This window comes from Labrys miyagiensis (genome assembly GCF_030160835.1).
GTDB classification, from domain to species: Bacteria; Pseudomonadota; Alphaproteobacteria; order Rhizobiales; family Labraceae; genus Labrys; species Labrys miyagiensis.
Genome location: NZ_BSPC01000027.1, coordinates 88,100 through 102,525, shown reverse-complemented (window position 1 = coordinate 102,525; position 14,426 = coordinate 88,100). Strand labels below are relative to the sequence as shown.

Annotated in this window: 17 protein-coding genes and 1 pseudogene; 8 read left to right on the top strand and 10 right to left on the bottom strand. The window is 62.0% G+C overall.

Annotated elements, in window-relative coordinates; genetic code table 11:
* The first annotated feature begins 222 nt into the window (after nt 1-222).
* Nucleotides 223-912, top strand: coding sequence for a haloacid dehalogenase type II (locus tag QQL24_RS16215; RefSeq protein WP_284313330.1), 690 nt, complete (start codon nt 223-225; stop codon nt 910-912).
* Between the two features lie 139 nt (nt 913-1,051).
* Here the strand turns inward: QQL24_RS16215 and QQL24_RS16210 are convergent, their stop codons facing one another.
* From QQL24_RS16210 to QQL24_RS16195, 4 genes are all read right to left on the bottom strand, one after another.
* A complete protein-coding gene (locus tag QQL24_RS16210) occupies nt 1,052-2,524 on the bottom strand; it encodes an NAD-dependent succinate-semialdehyde dehydrogenase (protein WP_284313329.1) in 1,473 nt (490 codons plus the stop codon).
* A 193-nt stretch (nt 2,525-2,717) separates the two neighbouring features.
* A complete protein-coding gene (locus QQL24_RS16205) occupies nt 2,718-3,074 on the bottom strand; it encodes a cupin domain-containing protein (RefSeq protein WP_284313328.1) in 357 nt (118 codons plus the stop codon).
* 12 nt (nt 3,075-3,086) lie between these two features.
* A complete protein-coding gene (locus tag QQL24_RS16200) occupies nt 3,087-4,010 on the bottom strand; it encodes a 2-hydroxyacid dehydrogenase (RefSeq protein WP_284313327.1) in 924 nt (307 codons plus the stop codon).
* Nucleotides 4,011-4,025: 15 nt separating this feature from the next.
* Nucleotides 4,026-4,244: a hypothetical protein gene (locus QQL24_RS16195; protein ID WP_284313326.1), complete on the bottom strand. Its 219-nt coding sequence runs from the start codon at nt 4,242-4,244 to the stop codon at nt 4,026-4,028.
* A 244-nt stretch (nt 4,245-4,488) separates the two neighbouring features.
* Between QQL24_RS16195 and QQL24_RS16190 the strand changes: the two genes are divergently transcribed.
* The 3 genes and pseudogenes from QQL24_RS16190 to QQL24_RS16180 form a co-directional block, all read left to right on the top strand.
* Complete coding sequence (locus QQL24_RS16190) at nt 4,489-5,367, top strand: GNAT family N-acetyltransferase (protein ID WP_284313348.1); 879 nt, start codon at nt 4,489-4,491, stop codon at nt 5,365-5,367.
* A 276-nt stretch (nt 5,368-5,643) separates the two neighbouring features.
* The gene (locus QQL24_RS16185; protein ID WP_284313325.1) at nt 5,644-6,822 is read left to right on the top strand and encodes a M20 aminoacylase family protein; all 1,179 of its coding nucleotides are present in this window, start codon (nt 5,644-5,646) and stop codon (nt 6,820-6,822) included.
* 58 nt (nt 6,823-6,880) lie between these two features.
* Nucleotides 6,881-7,132, top strand: a pseudogene (locus QQL24_RS16180) (IS6 family transposase); the annotation flags it as partial.
* Nucleotides 7,133-7,338: 206 nt separating this feature from the next.
* On the opposite strand, the gene QQL24_RS16175 reads toward QQL24_RS16180, so the two are convergent.
* From QQL24_RS16175 to QQL24_RS16165, 3 genes are all read right to left on the bottom strand, one after another.
* Nucleotides 7,339-7,575 (bottom strand): hypothetical protein, encoded by a 237-nt coding sequence (locus QQL24_RS16175; RefSeq protein WP_284313324.1) that lies wholly within the window; start codon nt 7,573-7,575, stop codon nt 7,339-7,341.
* Between the two features lie 120 nt (nt 7,576-7,695).
* A complete protein-coding gene (locus QQL24_RS16170) occupies nt 7,696-8,028 on the bottom strand; it encodes a hypothetical protein (protein WP_284313323.1) in 333 nt (110 codons plus the stop codon).
* A 56-nt stretch (nt 8,029-8,084) separates the two neighbouring features.
* Nucleotides 8,085-8,342: a hypothetical protein gene (locus QQL24_RS16165; protein ID WP_284313322.1), complete on the bottom strand. Its 258-nt coding sequence runs from the start codon at nt 8,340-8,342 to the stop codon at nt 8,085-8,087.
* Nucleotides 8,343-8,550: 208 nt separating this feature from the next.
* Here QQL24_RS16165 and QQL24_RS16160 point away from each other — a divergent pair, with 208 nt between their 5' ends.
* Nucleotides 8,551-8,940, top strand: a complete 390-nt coding sequence (locus QQL24_RS16160) for a hypothetical protein (protein WP_284313321.1) — start codon at nt 8,551-8,553, stop codon at nt 8,938-8,940.
* Nucleotides 8,941-9,010: 70 nt separating this feature from the next.
* On the opposite strand, the gene scpB is transcribed toward QQL24_RS16160, so the two are convergent.
* A complete protein-coding gene (scpB, locus tag QQL24_RS16155; protein ID WP_284313320.1) occupies nt 9,011-9,718 on the bottom strand; it encodes an SMC-Scp complex subunit ScpB in 708 nt (235 codons plus the stop codon).
* Between the two features lie 102 nt (nt 9,719-9,820).
* The gene (locus tag QQL24_RS16150) at nt 9,821-10,771 is read right to left on the bottom strand and encodes a DUF1403 family protein (RefSeq protein WP_284313319.1); all 951 of its coding nucleotides are present in this window, start codon (nt 10,769-10,771) and stop codon (nt 9,821-9,823) included.
* Between the two features lie 234 nt (nt 10,772-11,005).
* On the opposite strand from QQL24_RS16150, the gene QQL24_RS16145 reads away from it, so the two are divergent.
* The 3 genes from QQL24_RS16145 to QQL24_RS16135 all read left to right on the top strand — a co-directional run bounded on the left by QQL24_RS16145 (nt 11,006) and on the right by QQL24_RS16135 (nt 12,803).
* On the top strand, nt 11,006-11,260 hold the full coding sequence (locus QQL24_RS16145) for a type II toxin-antitoxin system Phd/YefM family antitoxin (protein WP_284313318.1): 255 nt from the start codon (nt 11,006-11,008) through the stop codon (nt 11,258-11,260).
* Nucleotides 11,260-11,661: a type II toxin-antitoxin system VapC family toxin gene (locus tag QQL24_RS16140; RefSeq protein WP_284313317.1), complete on the top strand. Its 402-nt coding sequence runs from the start codon at nt 11,260-11,262 to the stop codon at nt 11,659-11,661. Before QQL24_RS16145 ends, QQL24_RS16140 begins: the two co-directional genes overlap by 1 nt.
* A gap of 77 nt (nt 11,662-11,738) precedes the next feature.
* Nucleotides 11,739-12,803 (top strand): tyrosine-type recombinase/integrase, encoded by a 1,065-nt coding sequence (locus tag QQL24_RS16135; RefSeq protein ID WP_284313347.1) that lies wholly within the window; start codon nt 11,739-11,741, stop codon nt 12,801-12,803.
* A gap of 220 nt (nt 12,804-13,023) precedes the next feature.
* Here the strand turns inward: QQL24_RS16135 and QQL24_RS16130 are convergent, their stop codons facing one another.
* A complete protein-coding gene (locus QQL24_RS16130; RefSeq protein WP_284313316.1) occupies nt 13,024-14,187 on the bottom strand; it encodes an aminotransferase class V-fold PLP-dependent enzyme in 1,164 nt (387 codons plus the stop codon).
* Between the last annotated feature and the right edge of the window lie 239 nt (nt 14,188-14,426).

Below are 14,426 nucleotides of genomic sequence, written 5' to 3'. Positions count from 1 at the left end.
ACTTTCGTTTGCCTATTGGGCCACATCTTATGCCGTGCGGCCCAACGAACGAAATGCTCGCACAATCTCGAAAGGAAGCTTGGCGGAGCGTCTCCTCCATAGTCACGGTGCCATACGACATTTTCTGCTAACAGCCGCAGCGAATGCGGCGACTAGTGCTCCTGGGTCCTTCTTATGATGCATGAGGCACAAGCAGACAGTGCCGATAAGAGGATGGATCCCATGGGCCAATTCAGACCGAAATACATCACCTTCGACTGCTACGGCACGCTGACCAATTTCGACATGGCCGGCGCAGCGCGGCGTGTCTATGCATCGCAATTGTCGCCATCTGCGATGGCGCAATTTGTCAAGGACTTCGCGGCATTTCGCCTGGATGAAGTCCTCGGCGCCTGGAAGCCATACGCCGACGTGGTGCATAATTCGGTGGAGCGGACGTGCAAGCGCAATGGTGTCGCGTTCCGGCCGGAGGATGCCCAGCGCATCTATGAGGAAGTCCCCACATGGGGACCGCACTCGGATGTGCCCAACGGCTTGGCCAAGGTCGCCAAGGAAATCCCGCTGGTGATTCTATCGAACGCGATGAAAAGCCAGATCAATTTCAATGTCGAAAAACTCGGCGCTCCCTTCCACATGGTCATCACGGCCGAGGAGACCGGCGCCTACAAGCCGCAGATGAAGGGCTTCGAATATATGCTGGACAAACTCGGTTGTGGGCCGGAAGACATCATGCACGTTTCGTCCTCGTTCCGCTACGACCTGATGACGGCCTACGATCTGGGCATCAAAAGCAAGGTCTGGGTAAACCGCGGCCACGAGCCCAGAAACCCTTTCTACGAGTATACCGAAGTTGACGACGTCGGCGGACTGGCTGCCGCGGTCGGCTTGGAACCCTTTCGAAAAAGCGCATGAGTGCGCCTCTCGCGGAATCGAGCTTTTTGAACCTTCGGCAGAATCAATGGACAATGAAGAAAGGGGCGGTTCAGTCGCCCCTTTTCCGTGTTTCAGATCACTCGTCCGCTGGCAGATTATTTTGCTTCGCGGCTGCCTTCTAATCGAGGCCGCCGACATGCAATGCCTTGGTTTCGAGATATTCTTCGATCCCCAGCTGTGATCCTTCACGCCCCAAACCCGACTGCTTTACACCGCCGAACGGCGCAACCTCGGTCGAGACCATGCCGGTGTTGAGGCCGATCATGCCGAATTCCAGCGCCTCGGCAACCCGCCACGACCGCTTGAGGTTCTCGGTATAGAAATAGGCTGCGAGGCCGAACGGTGTGCCGTTCGCGATCGCGATCGCCTCCTCCTCTGCTTCAAAGCGGAAGAGAGGAGCCACCGGCCCGAAAGTCTCTTCCGACGCTAGAAGCATTTCAGTGGTTGCATCGCCTAGCACGATGGGGCGGGCATATTGCCGGCCGTTTGGCACCAGGTCGCTCTGTGCGATGATTTTTGCACCTTTCTCCAGCGCGTCCGCGACGTGCCGCTCGATCTTTTCAATGGCCGCGCCGTTGATCATCGGGCCGATGGCAACGCCCTCCTCCGTGCCGGCGCCGACCTTCATCTGAGCAACTCGACTGGCCAGTTTGGCCGCAAATGCGTCGTAAATGCCGGTTTGCAAAAGTATGCGGTTGGAACAGACGCAGGTTTGGCCGCCATTGCGAAACTTCGACGCAATCGCCCCGTCGATCGCCAAGTCGATATTCGCATCGTCGAAGACGATGAAGGGGGCATTGCCGCCAAGCTCGAGACTAAGCCTTTTGATGCTGTCAGCAGCCCCCTTCATCAGAAGCGCACCGACCCGGGTCGACCCGGTGAAGGAGATCTTGCGCACCGTCTCATTGGCCATCAACTCCTTGCCGATGTCTGCCGGCATACCGGTTACAATGTTGATGACCCCCGCCGGAATGCCTGCCCGCTCCGCCAGTACGCCAAGCGCCAATGCCGAAAAAGGCGTGAATTCCGATGGCTTGATGACAACCGTGCAACCAGCCGCCAGTGCGGGTGCCACCTTGCGTGTAATCATTGCATTGGGGAAGTTCCACGGCGTGATGATGGCGCAGACGCCGACGGCCTCCTTCAGCACCAGGATGCGGCGGTCGGACGTGGGCGAGGGAATGGTCGAGCCGCCGATCCTGCGCGCCTCTTCCGCGAACCATTTGACAAAGGATGCCCCGTAACGGATTTCTCCGAGCGCTTCGGCAAGCGGCTTCCCCTGCTCCAGCGTCAGCAAGAGCGCTAGGTCCCGTTCGTGTTGCCGGATGAGATCGTGCCAGCGCTCCAGAAGAGCCGCTCGGTCGGCATGCGTCTTCTTCTTCCAGCTCTTGAACGCCTCGGCTGCAGCCTCGATGGCGGCCCTAGTCTCATCGCGCCCCATATTCGGAACTGTGCCCAGAACCCCAAGCTTGGCGGGGTTGATGACATCAACCACCGTCTTCGATTTCGCACCCAGCCAATCGCCGCCAAGCAGTGCCTGCTGGCGAAACAGGTCCGCGTCCTCCAAGATGATTTCCGTTATTGCATTCATTGTCTTTCCTCCGCCGCTCACTGCGATGGCCCAAGCAAGCTTCACTTGATTTCCGAGTCAGTAGCAGTATGAACGCCGCGTTTTGCTCCGAGTATGGGCCTTCTGACGGAGATGAATCGCGTCTGGCAGAGCTTTGAAAGTCAATTGTTCTGAAATGAGGTGCACCTGTTGCGGCGCACCTCAGGCATTGTACTCAGTCGTAGACGCTGACGTAGATTTTCCGCACCGTCTCGATCGTGCGCCACACGCCGACAAAGCCGGGCTTCATCACGAAACTGTCGCCCGCGCGATAGGTCTTGGTCTCGCCGCCCTTCTCCTCGATTTCGACCAGGCCGGAGAGGATGTGGCAAAATTCAAAGGTTGTGCCCTTAATGGAATGCGTCACGCCGGGCGTCGCTTCCCAGACTCCGGTTAGCACCTTCTCTCCCTTCGAAGCATCTTGTGCCCAGGTCTTGAAGGAGGGATTGCCGGAGATCAGACGCTCAGGGGCCGGCGTCGAGGCTTTGGGCGTGAAGTCGGGATCTGTGGCGAGGGTGACCAAAAGTGACATGTTTGGTTCCTGTTAATAGCCGAGTGTCCGATCGACGAGGCCGATCAGATTTTTGCCGGCGCGGTGACGCCGAATGTTTTCGATGACCGATTGTGCCGCCGTGTGCGGTTGGGTCACCGAGGCGATATGCGGCGTAATCATCACCTTGGGATGCGACCAAAGCGGGTGATCTTCCGGAAGGGGTTCGGGATCGGTGACGTCGAGCATCGCTGCAGCAAGGCCGCCGCTGTCGAGGGCTTCGATCAGCGCCGTCTGATCAAGCTGGGGACCGCGGCCCACATGCAATAGCCGCGCACCAGCCGGCAGTGACGAGAAGAGCTTCGCGTTGAGAATTCCGCATGTCTCGTCGGTCAATGGTAGAAGGCAGACCAGAATGTCCGTCTGCATCAGAAAATCGGCAAGCTGATGGTCGCCATGAAAGCAAGCAACACCGCCGATGTCTTTTCTGCTCCGGCTCCATCCAGACAGGGGAAAACGGAACGGCTTGAGAGGCTCAATCGCGGCCTGCGCCAGCGTGCCAAGGCCGAGAAAGCCAACCCGGCGCTGGGTGGCCTGCGGAGTGGGAAGTTCGTGCCACCTGTGGCCCTTCTGCTGCTCTCGATATGCCAGCATATCCCGGTGGAGCGCCAGTACGCCGAGGACGACATATTCCTGCATCATGCCGATGATGCCGTCCTCGACCATGCGCACCAGCTTCACATGGTCGGGCACGCTGCCCGACCTAAACTGATCCACACCGGCGCCGATGGAAAACAGCACATCAAGATTGCGGTAACGCAACAGGTCATCAGGTGCCGCCCACGTCAGCAGATAACGAACCTTATCCGGCTCCACGCTTTCGCTGGAATGCCTGAATTCCAAGTCCGGGAGCTCCCGCGCGAAGATCTCTCGAAAGATCGCGCCGCGGGCTGCGTCGGAGTTGAAGAGAAACGTCATACAGGTCCTCCCCAGTCACGTGGCAAGGAACGCCCCGAAGTTCTCAATTATTCTTTCGCGGACCCTGAGTGCGCCGATCGGGATGGACCGGTCACCTTTGAGACTCGGACGGGCCGTCACACTAACTTCAGGCGCTTGGAAGGGCTGACATATCCAGTCCAAAATAGCGTGGTTGGACGCGTCGGCGACGGCCGGAAAGGCGATCCGCTTCGCGAGGATTTCTTCGACATGCATGGGCGCCACTCTGCCTGCGCAATTCGACCGTGCCAGGACGGTAATCTCGGGCCATAGTTTTCCCTGCCGAATGTCCCGCAGCTTTAGCCGAAGATTTCGAATAACTGCCTCGAACTAGCGAAACATGCTGGGATAGGCGTGCGAAGCTGGCAAAAGAGGCTCCCAGCGGTCCCTTGCGTCAGCGGAACAAAGGTGCACTCTGCGAGCAGAAATGGGCATTTGATGAAGAAGCGGATTGGCTGAAATGCAAAGATCAGTGCGCTTGAAGTCATTCGAATTGGTAGCGCGGGATATTGCTGAAGTTGATGTGGACCGGCTTCAAGCGCTTGTTGTCTCGGTTGGCTGGCCGCATCGGCGCAAGGATTTGGATTTCCTGCGCCGGGCCGGCCATGGGATCGCCGCCGTCGACGGCATTGGGCGCGTTTTCGGAAGCGCAATGTGGTTCCAATATGGGGACGATTGGGCAACCATCGGCCTAGTGATCACAACGCCTCGCACACAATCTCTAGGAGGCGGCCGATGGCTCATGAATCAGGTTCTCGAGCGATGCGGCCATCGCAATTTGACGCTGAATTCTACTCATGCCGCCTTTAATCTTTATGTCTCGCTCGGCTTCACAAAAGAAGCGGTCGTCTATCAGCGCCAGGGAGAAGCCTCACTCAGACTTCCGACATTGCCAGCCTTGGAGGGTGAACTAAGTGAGCTGCCGAGCGACAGGCTCGAGGAGATAACGAGGCTGGATTCCCGCGCATTCGGGGCCAACCGTGAGAGGCTGCTGCGACTGCTTTCAGAAGACGCTTCCGTCTGGGTGCTGAAACGCGGCAGCGAAATCGTCGGTTACTCGATGAAACGCGAGTTTGGCAATGGCCATGTGATAGGCCCCATCGTAGCAAAAAGCGATGGTGATGCTCTCCATCTTGCTGCGGTGCATCTGAAGGATTTGGCGGGACAATTCGTCCGCGTTGATACGCGAGAAGAAACAGGGGCATTTGCCGAGTTTCTTCGAGAAAGCGGTCTCGGCGTGTACGAGACCGTTACGACGATGTCCAAGGGACGCCATTTCCTGAACCGCACCAACAACGAGCCGTGGATCTATGGACTGGCGAGTCACGCGCTGGGCTGAATGTCGCGCGGTCGATGAGAGAAGCCAAGCAAGTGCTGATCGCCGTCGGCGCCTCGCGCAAGGTCGCGCCGCCCTTCTTTCGCCGGCGGCTGGTCGCCGTCGGCTCCTTCATCATCGCCACCGAGCCTCTCGACGCTGTGCTGGCAGCCCGGATGGTACCGACGCACCGCTGGGGGACGACGACCAACAATATCGGATTATTTTCGCCTCACCGCCGACGACCGCATGGTCCTGTTGCCGCTTCCAGGAATGACGTCACTGAACGGATCTTCTGCCATGTCTCCCCTCGCGCACGATATCGACGATCTCCTGCCAGCGCTGACCGAACTGCGCCACCACCTCCACCGCCATCCCGAACTTGGCCGCGCCGAGTTTCGCACCTCGGCCCTGATCGCGGAGGAGTTGCGCGCACTCGGCCTTGATGTTGCGACAGGCGTGGGCGGCACCGGTGTTGTCGGCATTCTGAAGAACGGCGTCTCGGACCGGGCGATCGGACTACGCGCCGATATGGATGCCCTACCGATCCAGGAAGCGACCGGCGCCCCCTATTCCAGCTTGACGCCCGGTATTTTCCATGGCTGCGGCCATGACGGACACATGACCATGCTGCTCGGTGCCGCCCGGCACCTTGCTCGCACTCGGCGCTTCGACGGCACCGTCGTCTTCATCTTCCAGCCGGCCGAAGAAGGCCTCGCCGGCGCCCGCGCCATGCTGGAAGATGGCTTGTTCGAGCGTTTCCCCGTCGACGAGGTCTATGCGCTGCATAATTGGCCGGATCTGCCGGCCGGTGAGGTCGAAACCCGCGCCGGCCCGATCATGGCGGCGGCGGACCGCGTCGATATCGAAGTGACTGGCCGCGGTGGCCACGCCGCTCAGCCCCAGGCGACACCCGATGCCATTCTGGCGGCGAGCGAGCTGGTCGGCCAGCTCAATACCATCATCGCCCGCCGCATCGCCCCGACAGAGAGCGCCGTCCTCTCGGTGACGCGCATCGAAGGCGGCCATACCCACAATGTGCTGCCGGCGCGCGTCAACCTCACCGGCACGGTGCGCAGCTTCGATGCGGCCGTGCAGGACCGGATCGAGGCATCGATCCGCAAAGTTGCAGCCGGCGTGGCGCTTGGCTCGGAGACTGCCATCGACGTAAGCTATGACCGCTACTATCCCGCGACGATCAACAATGCCGCCGCGGCCCATTATGCGCTTGCCGCCGCAAGGCAGGTTGCGACGGCGATTCGCGCCGCGCCGCAGCCCTCCTTCGCCTCCGAGGATTTTGCCTTCATGCTGCAGAGGAGGCCCGGCGCCTATATCTGGCTCGGCCAGCGTCGCGGCGACGAGGAAGCCCCCCTCCACCATCCCTTCTATGATTTCAACGATGCGGTGATCGGCCTGGGCGTGGCGCTGCATACGGCACTTGCGGAAAACCGGCTCTCGGCCCCGAGGATCCACGCATGAGTGCGCAATTCGTCGTGGGGCAATGTCACAGGAATGACGACCTGAGCTATAAGAGGTGATGCAAGCAGTTTCGTACGCCCGCCATCAGTTTCCACCGGATGTGATCCGCCACGCCGTTTGGCTGTATGTGCGGTTCACATTTAGTTTGCGGGAGGTTGAGGAGTTGCTGGCAGAGCGAGGCATTGATGTAAGCTATGAAAGCATCCGTCGATGGGTTCTTAAATTTGGGCCGTTATTTGCAACAGGACTCGGGCGGCGGCGACCCAGGCCTGATGATTGTTGGCACCTCGACGAGATGGTGGTGCGGGTCGGCTAAATGGTTTCTCTTTGAATTGGCTATCCTCTGCATAATCTGGGCTAAAGATCGGACAGTAGGGCGTGTCGATTGCTAGACTGGTTATGCAGTAAGCCATAATGTCACCTAATTCGAATTGTGAGAGGTTTCGTAGGTCAGGCGAAAGGTGGCACCTTTCGAATGGTGACCTGTTTCCGCGTGCTGGAATACCTGAGACTTCTTTAAGGTCCTTCTGCGTTTCGACGATCAACAACTGCTTGCAGCTTCTCGAAATCCGAAGGCGACATGGTCAGGCCCTCGACCTTGTCGCTGCCGATTTCCTTGATGGTCTCCCGCAATTTGTCCGCGGGGACGACGCGCACCTCACCATCTTTCAGGATAATGGCAATGGTTCCGGACGGGATCAGCGCGTTGTGCGCGATGCCCAGCCCATTCAGCAGGATCAGATCTTTGCTCATGGGCGCATCCCTGCCGCGGATGGCGCGATCTTAGGCTTCGATCCTTAATTTGGTGCGACCTCGATGCAGGCGCAGCCAGCGGCATGACGAGGTGTCTGTGCGACATCGAGCCGTCGCCGGCTACTGGCCCCAGAAACGCCACCATGCCTTGGGCCTCGGCTCAATCGGAGTATCTGGAGGCAGCGGCGAGGCCATTGGCGCTTGGCTGCCGCTGGCGATATTGCTTCGAAGGCAGTCCATGAGGTAGTCCTCGGCGCTGGCAGCAACCTCGGTAAACCACGGTGGCAGCGCGCCGCCGGGCTCGATCCCAGCCAGAAAGCTCACCAGCGACTGCGCGCGCGATCGAAGTTCATCCTCCTGGAGCGGCGCCAGGGCCAGGTCGCTTTTTTGAAGCCCGACCAGGATGTCCTTGGTGGCGCTGAGGCGCAGGTTGAATTCTTCCACGCTGGTCATCGCCCCTCCAACACGCCACTCTCGCTCGTTCGCCGAAGGCGCCCTCCCGCACCGTATCAGCGCAGATACCGCAGCCGCCTCTTCCAGCGCTCGCCGGGGCTCCAACTCCAGTTCTGCCGTCCCTGAAGCTGGGCTTCAGCCGCCGGCGAGGCGGGACCCGCCTGAGTGAGCTTCGCTTCGGCGAACTTCACTTCGGGGACCTTGAGAGGCGGATTGTGCTGCGGCCACGCCGGTGCGCTAGGCGCGGCCAGCTTCCCAGCTGTCGGAACTTTCGACTTCACGACCTTGTTCACCAGCGCAGGCTCAGTTCGCACCTTCCCTGCGTGGGGGTTGCGCGGCCTGGCTGGAACCGCCTCCTCGACGGACGGGAGCTGTGTCGGGGAAGGATTGGGCGCCGGCTCAGCGTCCGACGCCTCCATCGTTACGGCCGCTTGAGCAGCCGTCCAGAACACGCTCTCCGCCACCGGGGAAGTTGGGACTTTCTCCCCGTGTGGCTCCCGCAGCTTGGCGGGAACCACCCCATTGAGCAACAGAAGCTTTGTCGCGGACGGATTTGCACCCGGCTCATGCACCGGTGCGGGTGGTGGAGCAGTCGCCCGTAAGACCTTCTCCGCCACCGACTCAGCCTCCGGCCCCTTTACCGATGGTCCCGGCGGGACGACGGCCCGAAACGCACTCTCAGCCGTCATCTTCGTCTCGGGTGCCGCGCTGGAGCTCGTCGTCAGAGTGGCAAACATCTGCTCAGCCAACTGGCGGGCGTGGGACGGCGGAATTGGGGCAGAGGCCGGCTGGGCTTCAATCAACACGGGCGGCTCGCTGCTGATCGGCTTTGCAACGGAGGTAGTGGAACGCGAGCGCTTCACCTCGACGGTGAACGGCTTCAGAGGGGGCTTCATGGCGATGCGCTTATGACTGGGGAATAACCGTCCTATATGACATTCCCAACTTCAAGACCATTGGCAAAACGATAGATCGGGACCGTTCAGTCCTTGGAAGCACCGCCATACACCGAGAAAGGCTCTTCCGCCTCTTCTCCAGTATCGCTTTCCTCCTCCCTTTCGCCTGGAACGGCCGGCAGATCCTCGGCCAGCAGCCGCGCCTTGCTCAGCAAGCCGGCATCCTCCAGCACCTCGAGGTCCGGCAGGTCGCGCAGGGTCTGGAACCCAAAATGCTCGAGGAACCCTGGCGTGGTCACATAGGTATAGGGCGCCCCCGTCTGCGGGCTGCGCGGACCGGCCCCGACAAAGCCATCGCTGCGCAGAGCGGCGATCAGGTCCCGCGAAACCTCCCGCCCGAACATTTTGGACAACTCGCCGCGCGTCACGGGCTGGAAATAGCCGATCGCCAGCAAAACAGTGGCTTCCAGCGGCGTCAGCTCCGGCCGTGGCGGCTCGGTCAGCTCGCTGGCGCGAATGACGCCGGCGAAGGCGGGCCGGGTGCGGTGCTGCCAGCCGCCGGCGACGGCGACGAGATCATAGGGCCGGTCGACCAGTTCGGCCCGGATGTCGTCAATGAGCAGATCGAGATTGGCACCCTCTCCCACCAGCTTGGCGAGGTCCGCGCGGCTCACCGGCTGGGGCGAGGCAAAGATCAACGCCTCGACCCGGCCCATCCATTGCCGCCAGCGCACGGCCGTCGGCAGGTCGGCAAGCTCGCGGTCAAGCACGGGTGGAGATCTTGGCTTGGCCATGGCTAGCGCGTCCTACCGCCAAATGGAATGACCAGGCGTCGCAACATGCCTTTCAACCCAATCGTACCTTCCTGAACCCACCCCATCCGACCGCCTTTTGCTTCAGAGACCATAGACCCGGAAGCTCGGACGGCCGCTGAGCTCGCGCACGGCGCCGAGTTCGACCAGCCGATCGAACAGACGGCGTAGCGCCCGATCGGTCATCTGGCCAGGCGCCGAAGCCGGCGTCAGGGCGTCATCGGCCAGCAGCCCTGCCACGATCGGCCCTGCCCCCTTGGCGCGCAGTTTCGGCACCGCCCTTTGCAGGCTCGCCACCCGCCGCTCGAGATCGATGGCCCGATCGACCGCCGTGGCGGCGGCCAGGGCATAGGCGGTCGCCAGGGCCGCCGGCCAACCGCCCTCCCCCGGCCGCGGCCGCCGGCGCGGCTCACCGACGCGCAGCAGCGGGTTGGCGATCTCGGTCATCAACAGCGGCACCGGAACCGGCCAGCCCAGTTTCGCCGCCAGCAGGAGATCGGCCAGAACGAGGGACAAAGGGTCCGCCTCAGGGAAGGCGCGGCTCACCGCTTCACCGAGTGCCACCACCGCGGCAAGGGGCTTTCCCGCGCTCTCAGCGTGGGCGTCGAGCAGGGCGACCAGTTCCCCTGCCCTGCGCTTCAGATCGCGGCCAAGGGCGCGGGCGGCCTCCTCGATCGCCCGCAGCGGCCAGCCGGTCGAGCGCGTCGCCAGCTGGCGCCAGAGGCGCAGGATCGGCTCGGCGGGACCGATCGCCTCGCCACCGGAGCGGAAGCACCAGGCATCGCGCAAGGCGGCCTCATCCTCACGCCGGCCGAGCAGGCGGGCCGTGGCGGCGGCGGCCGACAGCGCCAGGCGCTGGCGCCAGACCCCGGCAAACACGGGCTCGGCCCGCACGATGGCATCAAGAGCGGCCAGGGCGGCACCAGCGGCGAAGGTGGCGTCCGTCGCGCTTTGAGGCGCCGCCTTAACCCTAGCCCAGGCCGGCACGGGACGCAGGAGGGCGGTTGGTGGTAGAGTGGTTTTGGGCTCGCGCATGGCGGAACATGCTAAACTGGCGCGGCGCTTACGGCCAGCAAAAAGGCCCCAAACCGCCCCAGGTGTCGGTGCAAAACTATGTCCGATAATCTTGCATTATCGGACATTATGCTCTTTATATATGGAGGCTCGACGGGCACCGCCGCAAATGCCCTCCAGCGCTGGCAAAGGGGCCGTTGACCCGTCGAAATCTGCCATTATATAGCTAGACAGTCTAGCTAGGAGCGTGCAGTCATGACATGGCAGTTGCAGGACGCCAAGAACCAGTTCTCCCGCGTGGTCCAGAAGGCACGGACCGAAGGGCCGCAGATCGTGACCCTGCGCGGAGAACGCGCCGCCGTGGTGCTGTCGGCTGCCGATTACGATGTGCTGCGTGCCGGGCGGCCGAGCCTGGTCGACGATCTGCTCGCCGGGCCCGCCTGGGATGACGAGGTCGCCGAGGCGATCGCCAGGCGCGCGAAAATGCCGAGCCGCGACGTGGCCCTCTAATGTACCTCGTCGACACCAATGTCATCTCCGAGGCCCGACGCGGCTCGGTCCCAGCCGTATCGTGGTTGCGCTCGGTCGATCCCGTCGGCATTTACCTCAGCACGCTCACGCTCGGCGAGATCATGCGCGGGATCGCCCTCAAGCAGAAATCCGATCCCAAGACAGCAGGCCACCTCGCCGCGTGGCTTCGCAAGATCCGCCACGACCACGCTGACCGCATCCTGCCGGTGACCGACCAGATCTCCGTCGAATGGGGGCGGGTTGCCGCAATCCGGCCGCGCGGCGACGTCGACGGGTTGATCGCCGCGACAGCAATCGTTCACGACCTGATTCTCGTCACCCGCAATGTAGCCGACTTTGCGGATACCGGCGCGTCGGTTATCAATCCGTGGGAGGCATAGAGGTGAGGGAGAGCAATCCTCAACGTCTCGAGGATATCGATCGTGAGGAAACAACCTCGCACACCAACCTTCCGGCTCTGGTCGGCACTTCTGCGGCGAAGAGCCCCGACGCCGTAGCTTTCCAGCCCCTGGAAGAGCCCTCCCCTCCCCTGCCCGCCCATCTCGAGGCCCTCGCTGGCCGAGCCCGCGACTATGCCGACGCCGCGAGCTCGGCGAACACGCGCAAGGCCTATGCGAGCGACTGGCGGCATTTCTCCAGTTGGTGCCGGCGGCAGGACTTCGAAGTCGCCGTGCCTTCGCCTCAAACAGTGGGCCTCTACATCACCGCCTGCGCCTCGGGCACTGCGATGGGGGCTGACCACCACGCTAACTCCGTCGCCACGATCGAGCGCCGGCTCTCGGCCGTCGCCTGGAATTACGCGCAGCGCGGCACGCCGCTCGATCGCAAGGATCGGCACATCGCCACCGTGCTGGCCGGGATCCGGAATACCCATGCCGCTCCTCCCCGACAGAAGGAAGCGGTCCTGCCGGAAGACATCATCGCCATGCTGGAGACGCTCGAGCGCGGCACGCTGCGCGGCCTGCGCGATCGCGCCATGCTGCTGGTCGGTTTCGCCGGCGGTCTGCGGCGCTCAGAGATCGTTGGCCTCGATGTCGGCCGCAACCAGACCGAAGACGGCGGTGGCTGGATCGAGATCCTCGACAATGGCATGGTCGTGTCCCTGCGTGGCAAGACCGGTTGGCGCGAGCTCGAGATCGGCCGCGGTTCGTCCGACGCCACCTGCCCTGTCGCCGCCCTGCAGGCCTGGCTGACCTTGGCTCGGGTCGGCCGCGGCCCGCTGTTCCGGCGCGTGACCGGCAAGGGCAAGGAGGTCGGCCCTGATCGTTTAGCCGACAAACATGTGGTTCGTCTGGTGAAGCGGGCGGCCCTGGCGGCTGGCGTGCGGGCCGACCTTCCCGAGGGCGAGCGCTTGGCTAAGTTTGCAGGGCATTCGCTGCGCGCAGGCCTCGCCTCTTCGGCCGAGGTGGACGAGCGCTACGTGCAAAAGCAGTTGGGCCATGCCTCGGCGGAAATGACCCGGCGCTATCAGCGGCGGCGCGACCGGTTTCGGGTAAACCTGACCAAGGCGGCCGGCTTATAGCCTAGCTCTGACTTGAAAACCGCGGCGCCATCCCTACATCTGCTTGAGTGGTTTCGCCTACGATCGCTCCCCTCCCCGCGACTCGGACCGAACCATTGAAAGGCGCTCCCCGAAAGGGTCGAGCGCCTTTCGTTTTGTCGAGCTTCTCGCCGGAGGCCGCGTTGGCTCCCAGTCGATGGTTCAAGGCGAACGCAGCTTTGCGGGCTTTGGCATTCCGCCGCTACCGCACGTTTGCGCTGCCCAAGACCTCATCCAAAGCCCGTTCAAGGTTGCCCACTGTGCGGTCAATGTCAGCGAGCTTGTCGAGGCCGAAAAGCCCAACACGAAAGGTCTGGAAGTCAGCAGGTTCGTCGCACATGAGGGGAACGCCGGCCGCTGCCTGCACGCCGACGGCAATAAACTTGGCCCCGGACTTGATGGCGGGATCGTCGGTGTAGCAAACGACGACACCAGGTGCGCCGAATCCCTGCGCGGCAACACTTGCAAAGCCGCGTTGGGCGAAGAGTTTGCGCACGCGAGTGCCGAGTTCGAGCTGCGCCGCCTTCACCTTCTCGAAACCTCTCGCCTCGGTTTCCAGCATGGCGCCGTGGAACCCGCGCAGGGCATCGGTTGGCAGGGTGGCATGGTAGGCATGACCGCCCTTCTCATACGCCTCCATAATTTCAAGCCACTTCTTCAGGTCACAGGCGAAGGAGGAGCTGATGCTCGCCTTCACATCAGCCTTCGCAGCTTCGCTCAGCATAACGAGGCCGCTGCAGGGAGAGGCGCTCCACCCTTTCTGCGGCGCCGAGATCAGCACGTCAACGCCGACTTCTTTCATGTCGACCCAAACACAGCCCGAGGCGATGCAGTCGAGTACAAACAGCGCCCCTACCCTGTGAGCGGCGTCAGCAATGGCCTTCATGTACCCCTCTGGCAGCATGATGCCGGAGGCGGTCTCCACATGCGGCGCGAATACGAGATTCGGACGCTCTGCCTCGATCACGGCCACGGCCTCGTCGATCGGCACCGGCTCGAATGGCTGCTGGCGCGCATCCGACCCTGATTGGGTCTGACGCGCCTTCAACACAATGCTCTCGGCAGGGATGGCCGCCATGTCAAAAATCTGTGTCCAGCGATAGGAGAACCAGCCGTTGCGGATTACCAGCACCTTCTTGCCGTGAGCGAGTTGGCGCGCCACCGCCTCCATGGCGTAGGTGCCGCCACCGGGCACCAATGCGACGCCGGCGCCTTCTTCCGCGTTGTAAACCCGGCGCAGCGTTTGCGAGATGTCACGCATGACGCCCTGGAAGACCAGCGACATATGATTGAGTGCGCGATCGGTAAAGACGACTGAATATTCGAGCAGACCTTCGGGATCCACGTTCGGTAGTAAGGCAGTCATCATCAATTTCCTTGTGGCGCGACTTGCATCCTATTGCCGAGACACTACAGCCAGGCATGCTCGAATTGCCAGTTTTCTGACTTCTGCCAAGCTCAACGGGGGCTCCTTTGGCATTCCAATCTCCGCCCGACTAGGCCTTCTTAATTGAATGTATCCAGAGCCGGCCGTGACGCGGCGTAGTCCCCAATTTGTTGATGAGAGATTGTCAATTTGCCACGGTTGGCCATCAACTTTGGCCG